Raw genomic sequence first — 17,275 nt, forward strand, 5'->3', positions numbered from 1 at the left:
AAATGTAAAATTAAAAAAAATTATTTTAATTCTAAATCTTTAGTTTTGTAACCATTTGCAGTTGTCTGCGCTGATAATGCTGGGACAGCAGTCTCGTTTTTTCCAACATAAACAACTGTAATCTTACCTGCAGTTGTACCTTCTGTTGCAGTAGCACCAGAAGTTAAACCGTTTTCACCAGGTTGAGATGTTCTGATTAAAATAGAACCTTTTTGATAGTTACCAACTGCACCCGTACCTGCACCACTAATTGCGATCACCGCATTAGTAGTCGAAGATTTAAATGGGTTTTTAAACTTTAAACCACCATCTTGAGTACCAAAGTGACAAGCGATACCACCTTTTAACCCAGCAACTGTTCCATTAGTGGTACTTCCTCTAGTGAAAGCAGTAGATCCGCAACTTGAATAAGTTGATGCAGGAGTTGTGTGGAATAAAGCTCCTGATGCATCTTGTACACCGTTGTTTAACAATGTTAATTCTGTTTCAATAAATCTTACAACCGAGTTAAAGTTTGCTTCAGCAACTTTTTCTTTTGCTGACTCAGTGTATGATTGATATCCAACGATTCCAACACCTGCTAATACTCCAATAATTGCAACAACAACTAGAAGTTCTACAAGTGAGAAACCTTTTTGAAGTGTTTTTTTCATATATATATATTTCCCTTTTATTTAGCTAAATTTAGGGATTAATTAAATAAAGTCGCCCAATAATGCAAGTATTTAACCAAAGTTTGATTTGCACTTTATTATTAGTATTCTGAAATTATAAATGAAAAAAACGCTTAAAATGCTTTATTTAGGTAGTTTTCCTTTAAAAAGGGCCTTTTGGTTCTATGGAAACATTATACCTTTAATTTATTTTATTTGCTTATTCTCAGTTGTATTGTTTTTTCAAGAAGAACCTTTAGAATCGATTTTAAATTTAAAATTTACTTTCAATTACACCTATCAGAAATTAATCGTCATTGTACTTGGGGCAATATTTTTAATCTACGCTTATATTTCAACTATTGGAATATGGAGAAGTGCTAACAAATTTGAAGGTAAAAAGTATTGGTCAATACTTGCAAAATTATCAATCTTATTAGCCATGTTAAGTTATTTAAAGGATATGTATAAATATTTTTTTTAGTTACCTTAAAGTAAAGTTCTTTATATTTGGTGTATCGATTTGATTATCATCTTTATAATAAATCACTTGAAATTTTCTATCTCCGGTTATTTTAGAACCATCAGTAGAATAGTCAGGATGAACTCTAAAGACAATGTTTCCTTTTAATGTTAAATTAGCATCATTTGCATCATTTGGGTCACTTAAAGAATAAACTTGTTTGAGCGTTCTGTTTTCAAATGGATTTTTAAAATTAGCTAAACCAAAGCCAAGATCATGATATTGCGCTGATCCAGTCAGAAAAGAGTCAAGATTATGAGTCTCTTTTGTCCATTTAGCATTTCCAACTTTGATTAATGCAGATTGGTTTTGGATATTATTATTTAAAATAATCAGTTCAGTTGAAAAAAAATCTACAACAGTATCTAAGTTTTGTAGAGCAACTTTTTGTTTTGCTGTTTCAGTGTACCTTTGAAAACCAACTATCCCAACTCCTGCCAGTACTCCAATAATAGCAACTACAACAAGTAGCTCAACCAGTGAAAAGCCAGAATTTTTTTTCATGAAGATTATTTGTATATGATCTTTTTACAAATTTCTTCAATATTTTTCTGATTATTATTAATCCAATTTTTGGTTTCTTTGATTATTAATTGTTCAATAAAAGACTTTGCTTGATTTATTTCATCAAACTGCTTCACTTCGGATAAATCAAAGTTAAGTTCCTCAAGGTTTCTCAATTCATGAGATTTGAAGTATTCAATAAGTTCTTTATTACTATTGGAGTCTAAAATTACTTTTTCTAATTTTTCCTGCATTTGTTCGATTTTTGAATTGGTTAGGCTGTAAACTTCTTTGATACCCTGATCATCAATCTTGACTTTGCTCGACAATTGTTGACTTAAGTGTTCTAATTTGTCTAAGATTTCTTTTTCGTTTCCACTATCCTCTTTCACTTGAGCTGGTGTTATTTGCTGAGTAGCTAGATTTGGATGATTAGCGACTGTGGTTGGTTGAGTTGTAATATTGTTAACAAGTGATTGGCTAATTTGCATCTCAATAATTTTATAAATATTATTTAATCTTAAATTTGATTGATATTCAGGATCGTTCTTTTTTTCTTCTTCTTTTCTAATTTTTTCCTCTTCTAGGTACTTGTGCAGCTGATCTATGCTAGTTTTCATTTGACCTTCAATGGCATCAAAACGATTTTGGATATTTTGCTCGTACTCTTTAAGTTTAAAGTTAATCTTTTCATCTTGAGCAACTTTACTTTGTTCAAGTTGCGAAATTTGTTGTTGAATATTGTTATTTAAACTTTCATTTAAATTATTTGATAATTCTTCAATTTTAAAATCTAAGTTTTCAATACTGTTTTTTAAATTTTCTGATGAGCTTTCTATTTGAGTTAATCTTTCCTCAAAAATACTATTTTGATCATTGATTTTAGATATCTTCTCATCAATCTCATTATTGATTTGATTATTAAAAATATCTAATTTTAGTGCAATTTCCTCTGAAGGATCCTTAGACTGAATTTCGTTAAGAGCCTGATCAACTTTGTTGAATAAAGTTACCTGTTTTTCTTCAAGTTGCTCAATTCTTTCAATAAATGGATCTTTTTCTTCTGATCTTTCTTTTAATTCATCTATTTCACGATGAATTTCTTTTAATTCATCTGAGTACGGTCCTTCATATTCATTATCTAATAACAATGTCTCCTCGTCCGCTACCTCTTTATTTAAAACAAGTACTTCATTCTCATGAACTTCATTGCTCAGTAACAAAGAAGACCCTGTTCCACTGGTTACTTCTTGATTTAGCAATAAAGCGCTTTGATGTTCGACAATTTCAGTTATTTTTTTTGATCTTTGATCGATATTATCTTTCGAATCGCTCCCATAGATTTTATTTAAAACCAGAACATTGCCATCCAAAGCCTTTGATATCTTTTGGTTAAATTCTTCTTTCTCTGATGTTAAAGCGTTGTCTTTAGACAATTTTTCTTTCGCCTCTTTAAGTATTTCTTTAATAGAATTGTTCTTTTCAAACATATATATTACGAATCAATAGATAAAATTTAACAAAAGCGTTACATTATGCAAAACAATAGCAAAGTAGATGTTGAGGATTTAATCAAAGCTACGCAAAGAGTATATGAGTCTCGATACGAAAATCCTATTCTGCAAAAAGATCAAATCAATCATGTAGAAAAATTTGTTATAAACTCATCAAATCAATTGTGCGCTAAAATAATTAAAAAATTAAGTTTAGGATTATTGTAATTTAAGTGTTTGGATCAAATAAAAACAAAAGCAATTCAGTACAAGATGAAACTTTAAAAGATCATTCCAAAAAAATTGTTATAGGTGTTTCGGTACTTATATTTTCAATCATTTTAATACTTGCGTTAGAAGTTTACACGATCAGTTTAAAAGGATCACAAGCAAGGCAAATCAGAATTGGAAAAAGCGCTGAAGAAAAGTCAAAAACAATTATGACTCAAATGGCTAAAATTGGCAAAGAAACCAAAGATTTAGAATATAAGTATATTAAGTCGTTACAAACTATTATGTCACCAATGGAGTTTCAAAGTTTTAAAAATTCTATCTCAGGTCTTGCGAGCGATAATAACGTATTTATTACTACAATTAATGAAGGTAAAACCCAGAAGGTAAGGGATTATAAAATGTATTCGATTAATCTTGAACTGTTATCTGGCTATACCAACTATGTTAATTTTAAAAAGGATATTTCAAAAACACCTTTTAGAATAAACTTTGAAAAAGAGACTATTATTAGAGAGACACCATCTTCTTCAAAAATTAAAGTGAATGCAATCATTAGTGCAATTATCTTTGAAAAAAAAGACAAACTCTTTAAAGATAAAAAAAAGTTTATAGAACAAATGAAAAGGGCTGAAGAACGAAAACTTGCAAGAGAAAAAAAATTAAAAGAATTTAAAGAGCAAAAAAATAATTAATTATTTGAAAATTGCCTGATACAAAGGCGTTAAGCCTTCAAACACAATCGATAATTCTGGGAATACTGCTAAAACACTATCTTTATAAGGTATGCTAACAGTTACTAGAGCCAATAATAAAAGGATTAATAAATAAACAAGCATTCTTGTTCTTGCACCTTGCGAAAGTGAACTTTTCTTTTTCTTTTTTCTCTCTGCTTTAAATTTTTCTAAATTTTCGTCCATCTCACTTTTAGATGGCATTGTGTTATCATCATCATCAAAAGAAAAATTCATTTTTTCATCTTGTTCAGCAGCTGAAATTGCTTCTTCGGTAGATGATGGTATTTGAACATCATCATTAATTTGATTTGAAGTATCTAGGTTTGTTTGATCTAATTGTAAGGTCGCATCATTCTCAACTGGTTTATAAAACCATTCTTTAGAACATACTCCACACTTAACTTGACGACCCTCGGTTGGAATTTGGTCGGCGTTGACCTCAAATTTTTTTAAACCACAGATACAATCAATAATCATAAGAAATCTTGTTTTTACAGTTTAATAGTATAAAGTTTATCACATGTCTATCGAACAAAAAATCAATGGGGATAATGGTATTTTAGAACTGGGACAGGAGATTGATTTAGACCAATCGCCAGTAGTCAGAGAAAATATCAAGGAATTATTTGAAAAGTGCAAATCTGTGTCAGTTGATTTGGCAAAGGTCAGTTACATTGACTCTTCTGGAATAGCTTCATTAGTTGAAGGGATGCAAACTGGAAAAAAAACGAATAAACCTTTTGCCCTAATCAATGTCAGCAATGAGGTAATGAAAGTTATCAAACTAGCTCACCTTGATAAAATTTTTAAAATTGAAAGTCAAAGTGGTAAAGATGCGGGATCCGCACCTGCACCTGAGCCTGAAGCGGCACCACAAGAAACAGCAAGTGATAATATCGATATGACAGGTAGTGAACCAGCAGCAACACCTGCTGAAGAAGCTCCAGCTGAAGAAACAGCAACCGGAAATGATAATATTTCTCCTCAAGTTAGTCGTGATGATGATGGAGACGATAAAATTAAATTCAAAAGATAATTTTAAGTGGTAGTTGAGATCTACCTTTTTTTATTTGGCCTTATCATTGGAAGTTTTTTCAATGTCTGTATTTTAAGATTACCAAAAAATCAGGATATATTTTTAAAACAATCCGCCTGCCCAAATTGTAATAACAAGCTCAAATGGTTTCATAACATACCATTAATTAGTTTTATTTTTTTGATAGGAAAATGTAATTTTTGTAAAAAAAGAATTAGCTTTCAATACCCTGTGGTAGAAATACTTACGGCTATAATTTTTGTTTTTAGTTATTTAAAATTTGATCTAACCCTAAATGCGTTGTTCTTTTCAATTTTTGTATCTTCATTACTCATAATTTTTTTTACTGATTTAAATGAATATTTAATCTTAGATATTTTTACACTACCTCTGAGTTTGATTGGTTTCATCTTGTCGGCAACAAACCTTAATCCCTTTAATGTTCTAATTGCAGATTCATTTGCAGGCTTAATCATTGGCTTTAGTGTGTTTTATTTGATCCGCTGGTTTTTTTTCAAATACAAAAAAATTGAAGGTATGGGGCTTGGAGATGCAAAATTAATGATGATGATTGGTGCTTGGCTTGGTTTAAAATCAATCTTATTTGTCATGTTTTTTTCTTCAGTTGTAGCTCTAATAATAGCAATTCCTTTGACTATAATTAAAAAAGATAAACGTTATCCTATACCTTATGGCTGTTTTATAACGTTAGCTGCCTTTTTATATATTTTGGTGGGTGATACTTTCTACAAATTCCTTTTATAATCATTTATGATCTTTTGTAGAGATTCGTAATAAATATGGAATTAATTAACTCCGAAATTCAAGAAACCAGAAGCTTAATACAAGATAAAAAATTTACCTATGCTGAAAGTAGAGCTTCAGTTCTCTTAAACAAACAACCTGGAAATCCAAAAATTTATGAACTTCTAGGTGATATTTATTTTAACCAAAACTTTTATAAAAAATCGATTTGGTATTATCTTGATGCGTCCACACGAGATCAAAATAACAAGGATGTTTTATATAAGCTCGGAGAAAATATTTATTATCTCAAATATTATGAGCTCACTGAAGCTTTAATGAAAAATATTATTGAAAAAGATCCTTTATATACTCAAGCATATATCACTTTAGGTCTAGCTCAACAGGAAATGGATAATACTGAAGAAGCAATCATGTGTTATGAGGATGCCATTAATATTAATCCTAAAGAAGTTTTCGCCTATCTTAATTTAGCCTTACTTCATAAAAAGAATAAAAATTTTGATGAAGCAATCAAGGTTTATCAAAATGCAATTACAAATAACCCTAATAACCACTTTATATTAAGCAATTTAGGAAACTTATTTTACCTTCAGAGAAAATATGATGATGCAGTATTATGCCATGAAAGAGCAGTAAAAATAAAACCAGATTCTACAATTGCTCATTTTAATTTTGCTAATACACTTTATCACTCAGGGAATTTTGAACGAGCAAAAGAAATTTATGAGATGACCTTAAATTTAAACCCCGATTTTAGTCGTGCAAATTCTAACCTAGGGTCTATTCAGCTCTTAACTCAAAACTTTAATGAAGGTTTTGAACGCTACCACTCTAGAATATTTAATGATCCATTATTAAAAAATATCTTAAGTAAAAAGAAAACAATTTGGCGTGGTGAGCCTTTGACCGGAAAGAGGATACTGGTTTGTAGCGAAAGTGGTTTTGGAAATATCATACAATTTTCAAGATACATCCCTCTTCTAAAACAACTTGATTGCGAGATTGTATTTAGTTGCCCAATGGAAATTCAGCACTTATTTGAAAATATATCTGAAATCGATGAATTTATTTTACCTGATCAAAATTATGATAATTTTTTTTATTGGGTCCCACTATTAGATCTACCTAAAATTTTAGCACCAAATATTTTAGATCAATGCCCACAACCCACGGATATTAAAGTGAATGATAATAAGCTTGAAGAATGGGAAATGTTGCTTGGAGTTGATCAAAAAATAAAAATTGGCCTTTGCTGGCAAGGGGATCCTGCAAATCCAAGAGATCACTTAAACAGTGTAAATCTAACTATGTTTAAAGATATACTATCTATCCCAAATGCATCATTTATTTCACTTCAAAAAGGTTTTGCAAGAAACCAGGTGCAAGCAAATGAATTAGAAAAACAAATCATTGATTATGATCCTTTAATTGATCAAGGGTCAAATAAGTTTCTAGATACTACAGTCATATTAAAATATTTGGATTTAGTGATTACTACAGATACATCAATTGCTCATCTTGCGGGTTCTCTTGGAACTCAAACATGGGTATTGTTGTCTAAAGTCCCTGACTGGAGATGGTTTTTAGAAAAAGAGGAAAGTGTTTGGTATGATAATATGAGATTGTTTAGGCAAAAAGATCATCATTGGGAAGATGTTTTTAAAAATTTAAAAAGTGAATGCGAAACATTAGTTCATAATATTTCAGAAATTAGAAAAGAAAACGATCCTACTTTAAAAGCTTAGACCAAAAATTTCCATTTATATCACCAGATAATGATTTCATTCTCTCAATCATCAATTTGGTTTTTCTAAAAATAACAACATCTTTTGTCATAACGGATCTCATTTCTTTATTCTTTGTAACAAGATAAGCAAACAACTCTGCTTTATCCTCAAATTCATTATTTTTTGCATAGTTACTTACAAAACCTCTTCCGTCAGATAAAATTTCATTTACGTTCGCTTTCAAGTTTTCTGGACTATATGGATTTCTATTAATATTAACCCAATCATCATCCACAACTGCTTTGGTCAATGTACTGTCAATTACATGATAATATTCATGATGAAAGATATGTTTAATAATTTGTGGTTGGCCAGCATCAATTTGTTTTTTTATTTTTTGAACCGATAACATAAAAACACCTGGGGATTGATCATAATGAGACGGCGCTAATCCTTCTGGTGATGAGCCTAGGGCTTTAATGTCACCACAAATCAGAACAAATTTTAGACCAGCCTTTCCTAAAAAAGATGTTGGGTAAAGATCGATTTGAGAGACAATGATATCAACAATAAAGTCATTATCTTTATTTGTTTTGGCACACGTAAAGTCTTTAGCCTGATAGTCTGATGTAGAAAATACAAATGATATACCCTTGTGAGATAACATGAAATTTGATGGGATATCTTCCATGCCTACGTTTAAATTTCCTTTACTTTTATCAAATACAGCTAACCGGTTATAGTCAGGATTAATAGCAAGACCTCTAAATCTAATTTTGCATCCCTTGTTATTATTTTTTTTACAACTTTCTAAAGCTTGGGCTTCAACTTGATCTTGTGATTTCTTATCTAATGCTTGAAAAAAAGAACCAGTAAGAGACTCAGCAATCGCCCCATTATAATCTGGGTCTTTTTTTCGGAGTACTTGTAATTCATTAATATATTCTTTTATAAACTTAGCTCTTCCTTCATAAAAAGCTTTGTTATTAGATAAAGATGGAAAAGCATATAAACTAAATATTAGTAAATAAAAACTAACTCTCATTAATAAATAATTTTAAAGAAAAGTAACTTTTAATATCTCTGTAAGACTCTGGGTAACAGCTCATATAAACTTCTGATGGTTTAATAGATTTTGTTATTAGCACAAGCTGATCAAGATTTTCTTCTTTGGTCTTAGTTTCAAATTCAAAATTTTTAAAATACTCCCCCCATTCCCCTATTAAAGATCTGCAATAATCTACATTACCTATGCGATGATCTCTAAAAGCGATCACGCCATAAACCTCTTTATTGCCATTTAGATAATAGTAATATTTATTAAAATGGTTTGATTTTTTTTTAGGTTTTACAATTTTACAGCTATAACCTTTTTGAGCAGGTGAGCAGTCACCTGTTACTATTGCATATCTAGGATCTAAAACCTGTCCTAAAGGTTGAAAAAAGATTTTGTCTATTGGATTTTTTGGTAATTGAATATCTGTATTTACTAATTTTTCTTTAACAATTTCTTTTTTTTGAATTTTATTTTGGGGCTCTTTGTTATCCACTTGCTCAACTTTAGTAGTTTCTGCTGTACCAGGCTCACCTGCATGAACAATTTCTTTGGGTAACATTAAACATATTAATAAAAAAAATACTTTTAAAGTTGACATTAAGTAATGTATATCAATATTCGATTTTAACTGAAATCTTTCATGAACGAAGTTATTGAGCAAAATATAAAAGAAATTATGACTTTACCTGGCTTAAAAAAGGTAAAGGATGAGGTAAAATCTTTGGTTGCTTATCTTGAAACTGCTGCTGAGAGAAAAAAATCTGGCCTTAGCGATTCTCCAGATATTTCAAATCATTTAATATTTTCTGGAAACCCTGGAACTGGTAAAACGACAGTGGCTAGAATTTTAGCAAAAATTTTTAGAGAACTTGGACTAATTTCTGGTGGAAAATTAATTGAAATTACAAGAAGTGATCTTGTGGTTGCTCAAAAAGGTGAAACGGCAGTAAAAGCTGCAGACAAATTCAATAGTGCCATTGATAATGTTTTATTTATTGATGAAGCATACACATTGGTAAAACCAGATGATCCTAATGACTTTGGACAAGAAGCTATAGATGAATTGTTAAAATACATGGAGGATTATCGTGATCGATTAATCGTCATTGTTGCGGGCTATGAAAATGAAATGCACAAATTTATTGATGCCAATGCGGGTTTAGCTTCACGTTTTAAAAGAACAATTTTATTTGAAGATTATAATGATTTAGATCTTTATCAAATTTTTTATAAATTTACGAAAGACAACCAATACCTGATTCAAGGTGATGCAAACAACACTCTTAAAGACTGTTGTAAAAAAGTTATATCCATCACTGGAGACAAGTATTCAAATGGTCGAGATATTAGGCGTTTCTTTGAAGCAACGCTTCAACAGCAAGCAGTGAGACTTGGAAAACAAGAAAATAAAACTAAAGTTGATTTAATGATGCTTAAAAAACAAGACCTTGAAAACGCTATTCAAAATTTTGGTTAATAACTTGCATCAGTTGATATAGCAATTGCAGCATTACTCCATCCATCAGTTCCGCAAAGTGCCTGACCTGCTGCTACGGTCATGAATGGCATTGAAGCGTTATAACGATCAGCAACTGGTACGTTTGTATAACCTCTGTTAAACCACTCAGAATGTTTTTTTCCAGTCGCATTGGATACTGCGCTGCCTCCTTGCAAACTATTTGTATCAGTTCTTTCAGTCCCTGCTAATCCATCTTCATAATAAGCTATGATATGAAATAATGAGTCTTGTATTTTACAATTCCAACCAAGTTGAAAACCACCACCACGGTGACAAACAATTTGTAACATTCCTTTTTTATGAGTATCTTGCCCTTGAGTATCAATGGTTATCATTTTTTTATCTGGAAACCACGGATTAGTAAAATCTTTAAAATGTTCTTTAACAGAGTATACAAATTGCCCACAAGTAGTATCTGCATTAATTTTCATTCCAGTGGCAGTGCCATCAGTATTAATTTCATTCATTGCTGAGGAAAGTTCGTTTGCTATTACAGTATATTCAAAATCTATAGCTCTAACGACTGTTTGAACATTTTGTGCATAAACTTTTTGTTTTGCATTCTCAACATATCGGTCATACCCAACAATTCCAACACCAGCTAATACCCCAATGATAGCTACAACAACAAGTAATTCTACGAGTGAAAATCCTTTTTGCATTCTTCAGAGTTAATAATACTATTTGATATTAACTGCAAGGTTGACCAGATGACCCACCACAAGCGCCACCTGCATCTGCAGCTATAGTACTATTTTGAATATACCATGGACTTGGGTTTCCACAATCTGCTTGGGCTTCGGCTTCGGTAGCTCTTTTATTTCCACCAAAAAATTTAATCCAAACACAATCTGATTGCGTTTCTGTTAAATCTGTTGTTCCAGGTGACATAGTTCCACCACATAAACCATCTGTCGTATTCCAACGCCCTCTATCTTTTAAATAATTAATTACAAGGACTCTACAAGCATCCATACCAATCGGACAACCTCCTCCATTACCAAAATTGCCAAACATTGAATAACAAACTAATTGTATCTGGCCTTGTCTGTGAGAACTTTGACCAACGGTATCAACAGTAATAGCCTCTAAACTTGGATTCCATGGGTTTTTAAATTCAGCAAAATGCTCTTTCACACTAAATAAAAAATCATTGCATGTGGTTGTAGAACTAATTTTGTTTCCAGTTGCTGTACCATCAGATTGAACTTCATTAACTGCACTTGAAAGCTCGTTGTTTGCTACCGTTAACTCAAAACCTACAGCTCTTGAGACTGTTTCATAATTTTGTATAGCAACTTTAATTCTAGCATTGTTGACATATCTGTCATACCCAACAATTCCAACACCCGCTAATACTCCAATGATAGCTACAACAACAAGTAATTCTACGAGTGAAAAACCTTTTTGATGCATGATAATTCAATAATAAAATTCTTTTTATATTTCAATACCTAATATTGTAATATCATCATGAAGCTTTTGATTTTCTATAACTAATAACTGGTTGATTAAAGATATCACTTTTTTTATTGGCTGATCTTTTAATTGGTTAATTGTTTTTTTAACTCCGTCTCTTCCAAATTCATCTCCAGACTGAACTTTACCTTCGGTAACGCCATCGGTAAAAGTAAGAAAAAGTGCTTTTTCATTTTTTGGGTTATAAGTTTGAACGATAAAGTCATTAAGTTCAATTTCCATCATTCCCATAGGTGGAGATTTGCTTTCAAGATCAACAAATGAACCATTGTCCTTTGCAATCATGACAGGCTCATGCCCAGCGTTTATAAATTCGATAGCTTTAATTTTTTTGTAATAAATTCCCATCACTAAAGTGACAAACATGCCTTGAGATGAGGTTTCGCAAAGTTCTTTATTTACTCTCCATGCAATTTTTTGTAAATTTTTTTCAATCTTTGTTAAACTTCTGAAAAGTGCAGAAGTTTTTGCCATTAAAATTCCGGCATGCATGCCTTTGCCAGATACATCAGCTAAAATAAATGCATATCGATCACTATCAATGTCAATACAATCATAAAAATCTCCAGAAACCCCTTTTGCAGCAATGTTACTTGCATAAAAATTATCTGGAAAATAAGCCTCAGATGGAATTAAACTTTTTTGAACATCTGCAGCAACTTGAAGATCATGTTTTTCACGATCTCTAAACTTTTTTCTCTCCAATGAGGAATAAATTTTTGCTTTTAATAGTGTGCTATTAATAGGTTTGGTTAAATACTCATCAACCCCAGCTTCGATACATCTTACAATCGTATCCTCTTCTTTAAAACCACTAATCATAATAACCGGAATATCTTTGAGTTTAAAACTTTGTTTCATTTCCATTAAAACTTCATAACCATTTTTTCTGGGCATCAACACATCAAGCAAAACAGTATCATAATCAGATTTATTAAGTTCATTCATTGCCTCAACTCCATCAAAGCAAGTCATTGTCTTATGCCCTTCTCTTTGCAATTGTCTCTCAATCATTTCGCAATTACTTTTATTATCATCTACAATTAAAATTTTACCTGTAATTAAATTATTCTTATCTTGCTTAGCCAAAGGTTTAATCATTGATGCAAGTTTATTTAAAATTTCACTCTCTTCTGAATTTATTTTTTGTTCTTTTGTAGATACATTTAGCTGAACAAGTTCTTCTAAATTTGAATTAAATTTTTTTGTCTCTTCTAAAAGATTTTTAATATCAGGATGATTTTGATGTGAAGAGTCAAGATCCTCTAAAATCATTTCGCTATAACCAAGAATAATGTTTATGATGTTTCTTAAATCATGCCTTGTTTTTTTTTGGTACTCCAAGACCTCATTGGACTCTAAATTTAAAACATCATCCGAAACAGCTTGATTGATTTCATCAATCAGTTTTTGTGAAGCATCAATGATTTTATTTAATTCATCTTCAAATTCATCAAGCGATTGGGAGACTCTCTTTTCATTTAATATACTAGCATAAGATAGAATGATATTTGATGGCTCTAACAAACGTTGTTTAAGTGCTTCTATATTGTTTCTATCAATTGAAGACATATGCAATCATACTTAACATAATTGATTAATAATCTAAAAAAAATTTAGATTATAATGTTAAAAAAATAGGTAAATTAATATAAAGAATAACAATGTTAAGAGCGCTTAAAGTACTCACTATTTCTATCTTTTCTTTATCTAGTTCCATTGTTTTTGCATCAAACCTCATCTTGTTTGATAAACCCATCAAGGAATACAGAATAAAAAACTACGAAGGTGAAAATAAAATTAGTAGAATTAAAAGCTTAGATGACGAGGTTATCATTACCCATAAATCTAGTAGTTCGGCATCTGGGTTGTTTTATGATATTAATATTAATTTGCGAAAACAAGGTTATCGTTATTTAAATTTTGAATGGAAAGTTGAAAAATTCAAAAATACAGATGAGACGAAGAAAAAGTTTCATGATTTTCCAGCTCGAGTTTATCTCACCTACAAAGATGGAATGATGCCGTGGAACAAATATTTTATTAATTATGTATTTTCTAATACTAATTTGAAAAATACTCATTGGAAAAGTCCATATAACAATCTGTTTACCAAATCTTATGATGTTGCTTTAAACGGTTACCATGATCCAGGTTTTTATTGGATAAAACACAAAGTGGATTTAAGAAATGATATTCAAAAATTTTGGAACATCGATATTGATTACTTAGAGTCCATTGCCTTAATGGTTGATACCGATAATACAAAAACAAAAACTGAAACTTCTTTTAAAAACATTTATTTAAGTAAAAACTAATGCAATTTTTAAATAAAATAAAAATGAGCTTATATCAAAAGCTATCCGTGTTGGTGTTTTTGATATCAATGATGGCAATACTTGTTTTTGGAACATTTACTTTCGTACAATATTCTAATGATGTTAAAATTGAAAAATCTGCTTTGTTAAATAACCTAAGAGACAGACAATTAGAAACAATCAATGAATATTACAAAAATTTAGAAAATTTAATTTTATCAAAAAGCCAATCACTTGACACAAAGATGGCTTTAACTGATTTTGATAAATCTTACAAAGAAATTAAAATCACAGAATTTCAAAAGGAAGATTTAAAAAAAAATATAAGAATTTTTTATGAAGATCAATTTAAATTTAGAATTCAAAATGAATTTAAAGATGTGGATCAAACCCAGTTAGATCTTTTCTTAAAAATAGCTTACGCATTTGGAGAACAACAAGATCAAACACTTTATTTACAAAACGCCTATCTAAATAACCCTGACCACCCGATGGGTTTTAAAGATAAAATTTATTATTTAAATGATGATACAAAATATAACTTGGTAACTCATCCAAAATATCATGATAGATTTAAAAAATTCAAAGATTCAAATAATTTTTACGATGTATTTTTAATCTCTAAGGAAAATCTGCAAATTGTATATTCGGTTGTTAAAGAAACTGACTATGCAACAAGTTTAAAAGATGGCCCTCATAAAGATACAAATTTTGCTAAAATGGCAAAAAGAATTGTAAATGAATATGAAAGTAATGCATTTAAAGAACCTGAAGTTTATTTTACAGATTTTGAAAGATACGGCCCCTCATACTTTGCGCCGGCTGCATTTGTAATGGCACCTATTTTTAATGCAGATGGCGATTTTAGCGGGGTGTTTGCTGCACAAATTAAAGCTGACAATTTAAATCGAGTGATGGCTAATAATTATCAATGGAAAAAGATTGGTTTAGGTCTTACTGGAAATTCTTATCTTGTTGGTGAAGATTTATTACTAAGATCAGATCTAAGATTATACATTCAGGATAAAGAAACATTTTTTAAATCAATTAGTAATCAAGATAATAAAAAAAATATAAATAGAATTAGAAATTTAACCACCTCAAACCTTCTTTTAAAAGTTGAAAACGAGTCTGTTGATATGGCTTTTGATCGTGAAACTGGAATAAGAGTTTCATCTAATATTCAAAATAAAGAAGTCTTGTCATCTTATACCTTATTTGAATTTAAAAATATTAAGTATGCTCTTGTTACTGAAATGCAGACAAGTGAACTATTTGGTCCAATTCGAAACTTATTCATTAATATGTCATCTGCAGTTTTGGTTGCTCTATTATTGGCTTTTGCTTTAACAACCTATTTGATTTTAGGCCTATTAAAACCACTCAGGAGTTTAATTGAAGTCTCAGAGAGAATTAAGCTTGGATATTACAGTGAAAGAGCTCGAGTTCAGACAAGAGACGAAATAGGTGAATTATCTAAATCATTTAATGAAATGGTAAATGCTGTTGAGTCAGATGTCATTCGAAGAGAAAAAGATAAACAAACGGTAAGTGTTTTAAAAGAAGAGGCTGAGCAAGCAAATAAAGCTAAAAGTGCTTTTTTAGCAAACATGAGTCATGAACTGAGAACTCCAATGAATGCCATTATTGGGTACAGTGAAATTTTAACTGAAGATGCTACAGACAATCAGCACCAAGAATATATTCCGGATTTAAAGAAAATTAATTCTGCAGGAAAACATTTGTTACAATTAATTAATGACATTTTAGACATTTCTAAAATTGAGGCTGGAAAAATGGAACTTGATGTTCATGAAGTTGATTTTGTATCACTGGCTCAAGAAGTGGCGGATACCAGTGAAGCACTTGTGGTTAAGAGAGGAAATACATTAAAAATTGTAAAAGATGAAAGTATTAAAAATATAAAGGGTGACAGTGTTAAAATTAAACAAATCTTATTTAATTTAATTTCAAACGCTGCAAAATTTACAGAAAATGGAACGATTACATTAGGCTATAAAACGTATCAAGATGACAACAACTTTTTGAGTATTTATGTTCAAGATACTGGAATTGGAATTGAAAAAGATAAAGTTGCTAAAGTTTTTGAAGAATTTGGACAAGCAGACAGTTCCACAACAAGAAAATATGGGGGCACAGGATTGGGGCTGTCTCTTGTAAAAAAGTTTTGTGAACTCATGGGTGGATCTATAAAACTTGAAAGTGAAATTGGAAAAGGATCCATCTTTACCGTAACCATACCTAAAAATGTATCAACGTCAGAAACCATAGCAGACGATGTAAAAAATAACGAAATAATTGAAACTGGAAAAAAAATAATTCTTGTTGTTGATGATGATAAATCAGCAAGGGATTTGATTAAAAGAAATCTGGAAAAAGAAGGGTACATTGTTTTAACCGCATCAAATGGAAATGAAGCCATAGAAATTGCAAATCAAAAAAATCCTCATTTAATTACGCTTGATATTATGATGCCAAAAAAAAGTGGCTGGGAAACGCTTAAGACGTTAAGAGAATATATCAAATTTAAAGATACCCCTGTGATTATGATCTCTATGTTAGATGATGATAATACAGCAAAAGGATTGGGTGCAGACGATTATTTAAAAAAACCGGTCGACCGAAATAAATTAATTGATGCAATAACAAAACAAAAAGAAAAAATGAAAAACAATAACATCATGATTATTGATGATCTAAAAGATAACCGTGACATCGTAAAAAGACATTTAAAAGATTATAATTTCAATTTTTCAGAAGCGAATAATGGACAAGATGCCATTGAAAAACTTTCAAAAAAACCAGTTGATGGAATAATTCTAGATCTGATGATGCCTGTCATGGACGGATTTGAATTTTTAACAAGGGTTAAAGAGTATAATCAATTAAAAGATATTCCAATTATCGTGCTTACTGCAAAAGATTTAAACTCTGATGAAGTTATAAATATCGAAAAGGATGTATCTTTAATTATTCAAAAAACCGATCTTGGAGAAAAAGCAATTAAAGAACTGGTAAATAATTTAGTTATTGAAAAAAATTAAATATCAGAATCTATATCTGTTCCAATATTACCTTCTTTGCGCTGTTGTTTTTTTAAAATATCTTGAATATTTCTTCCATTTCTTTCAACAACATAAAGAATTTTCCTTAATCCCACTTCAATCCGATACACTAAAAAGATAAGAATAATAACAATTAAAGATATG

18 protein-coding genes are annotated in these 17,275 nt (G+C 30.4%); 9 read left to right on the forward strand and 9 right to left on the reverse strand.

Translation table 11 applies throughout. From position 1 onward, the window contains the following. Window positions 1-20: 20 nt before the first annotated feature. Window positions 21-653 (reverse strand): type IV pilin protein, encoded by a 633-nt coding sequence (locus tag ACTTAT_RS01745; RefSeq protein ID WP_440679337.1) that lies wholly within the window; start codon window positions 651-653, stop codon window positions 21-23. Window positions 654-774: 121 nt separating this feature from the next. Between ACTTAT_RS01745 and ACTTAT_RS01750 the strand changes: the two genes are divergently transcribed. Next, window positions 775-1,137, forward strand: a complete 363-nt coding sequence (locus tag ACTTAT_RS01750; RefSeq protein WP_440679338.1) for a hypothetical protein — start codon at window positions 775-777, stop codon at window positions 1,135-1,137. Here the strand turns inward: ACTTAT_RS01750 and ACTTAT_RS01755 are convergent, their stop codons facing one another. Further along, window positions 1,138-1,680, reverse strand: a complete 543-nt coding sequence (locus ACTTAT_RS01755; RefSeq protein ID WP_440679339.1) for a type IV pilin protein — start codon at window positions 1,678-1,680, stop codon at window positions 1,138-1,140. A 5-nt stretch (window positions 1,681-1,685) separates the two neighbouring features. Then, on the reverse strand, window positions 1,686-3,170 hold the full coding sequence (locus ACTTAT_RS01760; RefSeq protein ID WP_440679340.1) for a hypothetical protein: 1,485 nt from the start codon (window positions 3,168-3,170) through the stop codon (window positions 1,686-1,688). Window positions 3,171-3,215: 45 nt separating this feature from the next. Here ACTTAT_RS01760 and ACTTAT_RS01765 point away from each other — a divergent pair, with 45 nt between their 5' ends. Beyond that, on the forward strand, window positions 3,216-3,401 hold the full coding sequence (locus ACTTAT_RS01765) for a hypothetical protein (protein WP_440679341.1): 186 nt from the start codon (window positions 3,216-3,218) through the stop codon (window positions 3,399-3,401). 5 nt (window positions 3,402-3,406) lie between these two features. Next, window positions 3,407-4,099 (forward strand): type 4a pilus biogenesis protein PilO, encoded by a 693-nt coding sequence (gene pilO / locus ACTTAT_RS01770; RefSeq protein WP_440679342.1) that lies wholly within the window; start codon window positions 3,407-3,409, stop codon window positions 4,097-4,099. Here pilO and ACTTAT_RS01775 read toward each other — a convergent pair whose 3' ends face one another. After that, window positions 4,100-4,618, reverse strand: coding sequence for an MJ0042-type zinc finger domain-containing protein (locus tag ACTTAT_RS01775; RefSeq protein ID WP_440679343.1), 519 nt, complete (start codon window positions 4,616-4,618; stop codon window positions 4,100-4,102). A gap of 43 nt (window positions 4,619-4,661) precedes the next feature. On the opposite strand from ACTTAT_RS01775, the gene ACTTAT_RS01780 reads away from it, so the two are divergent. The 3 genes from ACTTAT_RS01780 to ACTTAT_RS01790 are packed head-to-tail and all read left to right on the forward strand — an operon-like array spanning window position 4,662 to window position 7,690. Further along, on the forward strand, window positions 4,662-5,177 hold the full coding sequence (locus ACTTAT_RS01780) for an STAS domain-containing protein (protein WP_440679344.1): 516 nt from the start codon (window positions 4,662-4,664) through the stop codon (window positions 5,175-5,177). 6 nt (window positions 5,178-5,183) lie between these two features. After that, window positions 5,184-5,942, forward strand: coding sequence for a prepilin peptidase (locus ACTTAT_RS01785; protein WP_440679345.1), 759 nt, complete (start codon window positions 5,184-5,186; stop codon window positions 5,940-5,942). A 35-nt stretch (window positions 5,943-5,977) separates the two neighbouring features. Continuing rightward, window positions 5,978-7,690 (forward strand): tetratricopeptide repeat protein, encoded by a 1,713-nt coding sequence (locus tag ACTTAT_RS01790; protein WP_440679346.1) that lies wholly within the window; start codon window positions 5,978-5,980, stop codon window positions 7,688-7,690. Here ACTTAT_RS01790 and ACTTAT_RS01795 read toward each other — a convergent pair. Further along, a complete protein-coding gene (locus ACTTAT_RS01795; protein WP_440679347.1) occupies window positions 7,674-8,717 on the reverse strand; it encodes a putative zinc-binding metallopeptidase in 1,044 nt (347 codons plus the stop codon). The two genes, ACTTAT_RS01790 and ACTTAT_RS01795, sit on opposite strands and share 17 nt — an antisense overlap. Beyond that, window positions 8,707-9,327, reverse strand: coding sequence for a hypothetical protein (locus ACTTAT_RS01800; protein WP_440679348.1), 621 nt, complete (start codon window positions 9,325-9,327; stop codon window positions 8,707-8,709). The genes ACTTAT_RS01795 and ACTTAT_RS01800 overlap by 11 nt, the downstream gene beginning before the upstream one ends. Before the next feature lie 42 nt (window positions 9,328-9,369). Here ACTTAT_RS01800 and ACTTAT_RS01805 point away from each other — a divergent pair, with 42 nt between their 5' ends. Beyond that, entirely contained in the window at window positions 9,370-10,206 is an 837-nt protein-coding gene (locus ACTTAT_RS01805) for an AAA family ATPase (protein WP_440679349.1), read from the forward strand. Here ACTTAT_RS01805 and ACTTAT_RS01810 read toward each other — a convergent pair. Genes ACTTAT_RS01810 through ACTTAT_RS01820 form a run of 3 tightly spaced genes read right to left on the reverse strand, consistent with a single transcriptional unit; the run spans window position 10,203 to window position 13,299 of the window. Next, a complete protein-coding gene (locus tag ACTTAT_RS01810; RefSeq protein WP_440679350.1) occupies window positions 10,203-10,910 on the reverse strand; it encodes a type II secretion system protein in 708 nt (235 codons plus the stop codon). The two genes, ACTTAT_RS01805 and ACTTAT_RS01810, sit on opposite strands and share 4 nt — an antisense overlap. A 28-nt stretch (window positions 10,911-10,938) precedes the next feature. Continuing rightward, window positions 10,939-11,664: a type IV pilin protein gene (locus ACTTAT_RS01815; protein ID WP_440679351.1), complete on the reverse strand. Its 726-nt coding sequence runs from the start codon at window positions 11,662-11,664 to the stop codon at window positions 10,939-10,941. Between the two features lie 24 nt (window positions 11,665-11,688). Continuing rightward, window positions 11,689-13,299: a SpoIIE family protein phosphatase gene (locus ACTTAT_RS01820; RefSeq protein ID WP_440679353.1), complete on the reverse strand. Its 1,611-nt coding sequence runs from the start codon at window positions 13,297-13,299 to the stop codon at window positions 11,689-11,691. Window positions 13,300-13,391: 92 nt separating this feature from the next. Between ACTTAT_RS01820 and ACTTAT_RS01825 the strand changes: the two genes are divergently transcribed. Next, a complete protein-coding gene (locus tag ACTTAT_RS01825; protein ID WP_440679354.1) occupies window positions 13,392-14,045 on the forward strand; it encodes a DUF3047 domain-containing protein in 654 nt (217 codons plus the stop codon). 23 nt (window positions 14,046-14,068) lie between these two features. Next, the gene (locus ACTTAT_RS01830; RefSeq protein ID WP_440679355.1) at window positions 14,069-17,110 is read left to right on the forward strand and encodes an ATP-binding response regulator; all 3,042 of its coding nucleotides are present in this window, start codon (window positions 14,069-14,071) and stop codon (window positions 17,108-17,110) included. Window positions 17,111-17,275: the final 165 nt, after the last annotated feature.

This window comes from Candidatus Pelagibacter sp. HIMB1517, assembly GCF_052047895.1.
GTDB lineage: Bacteria > Pseudomonadota > Alphaproteobacteria > Pelagibacterales > Pelagibacteraceae > HIMB114.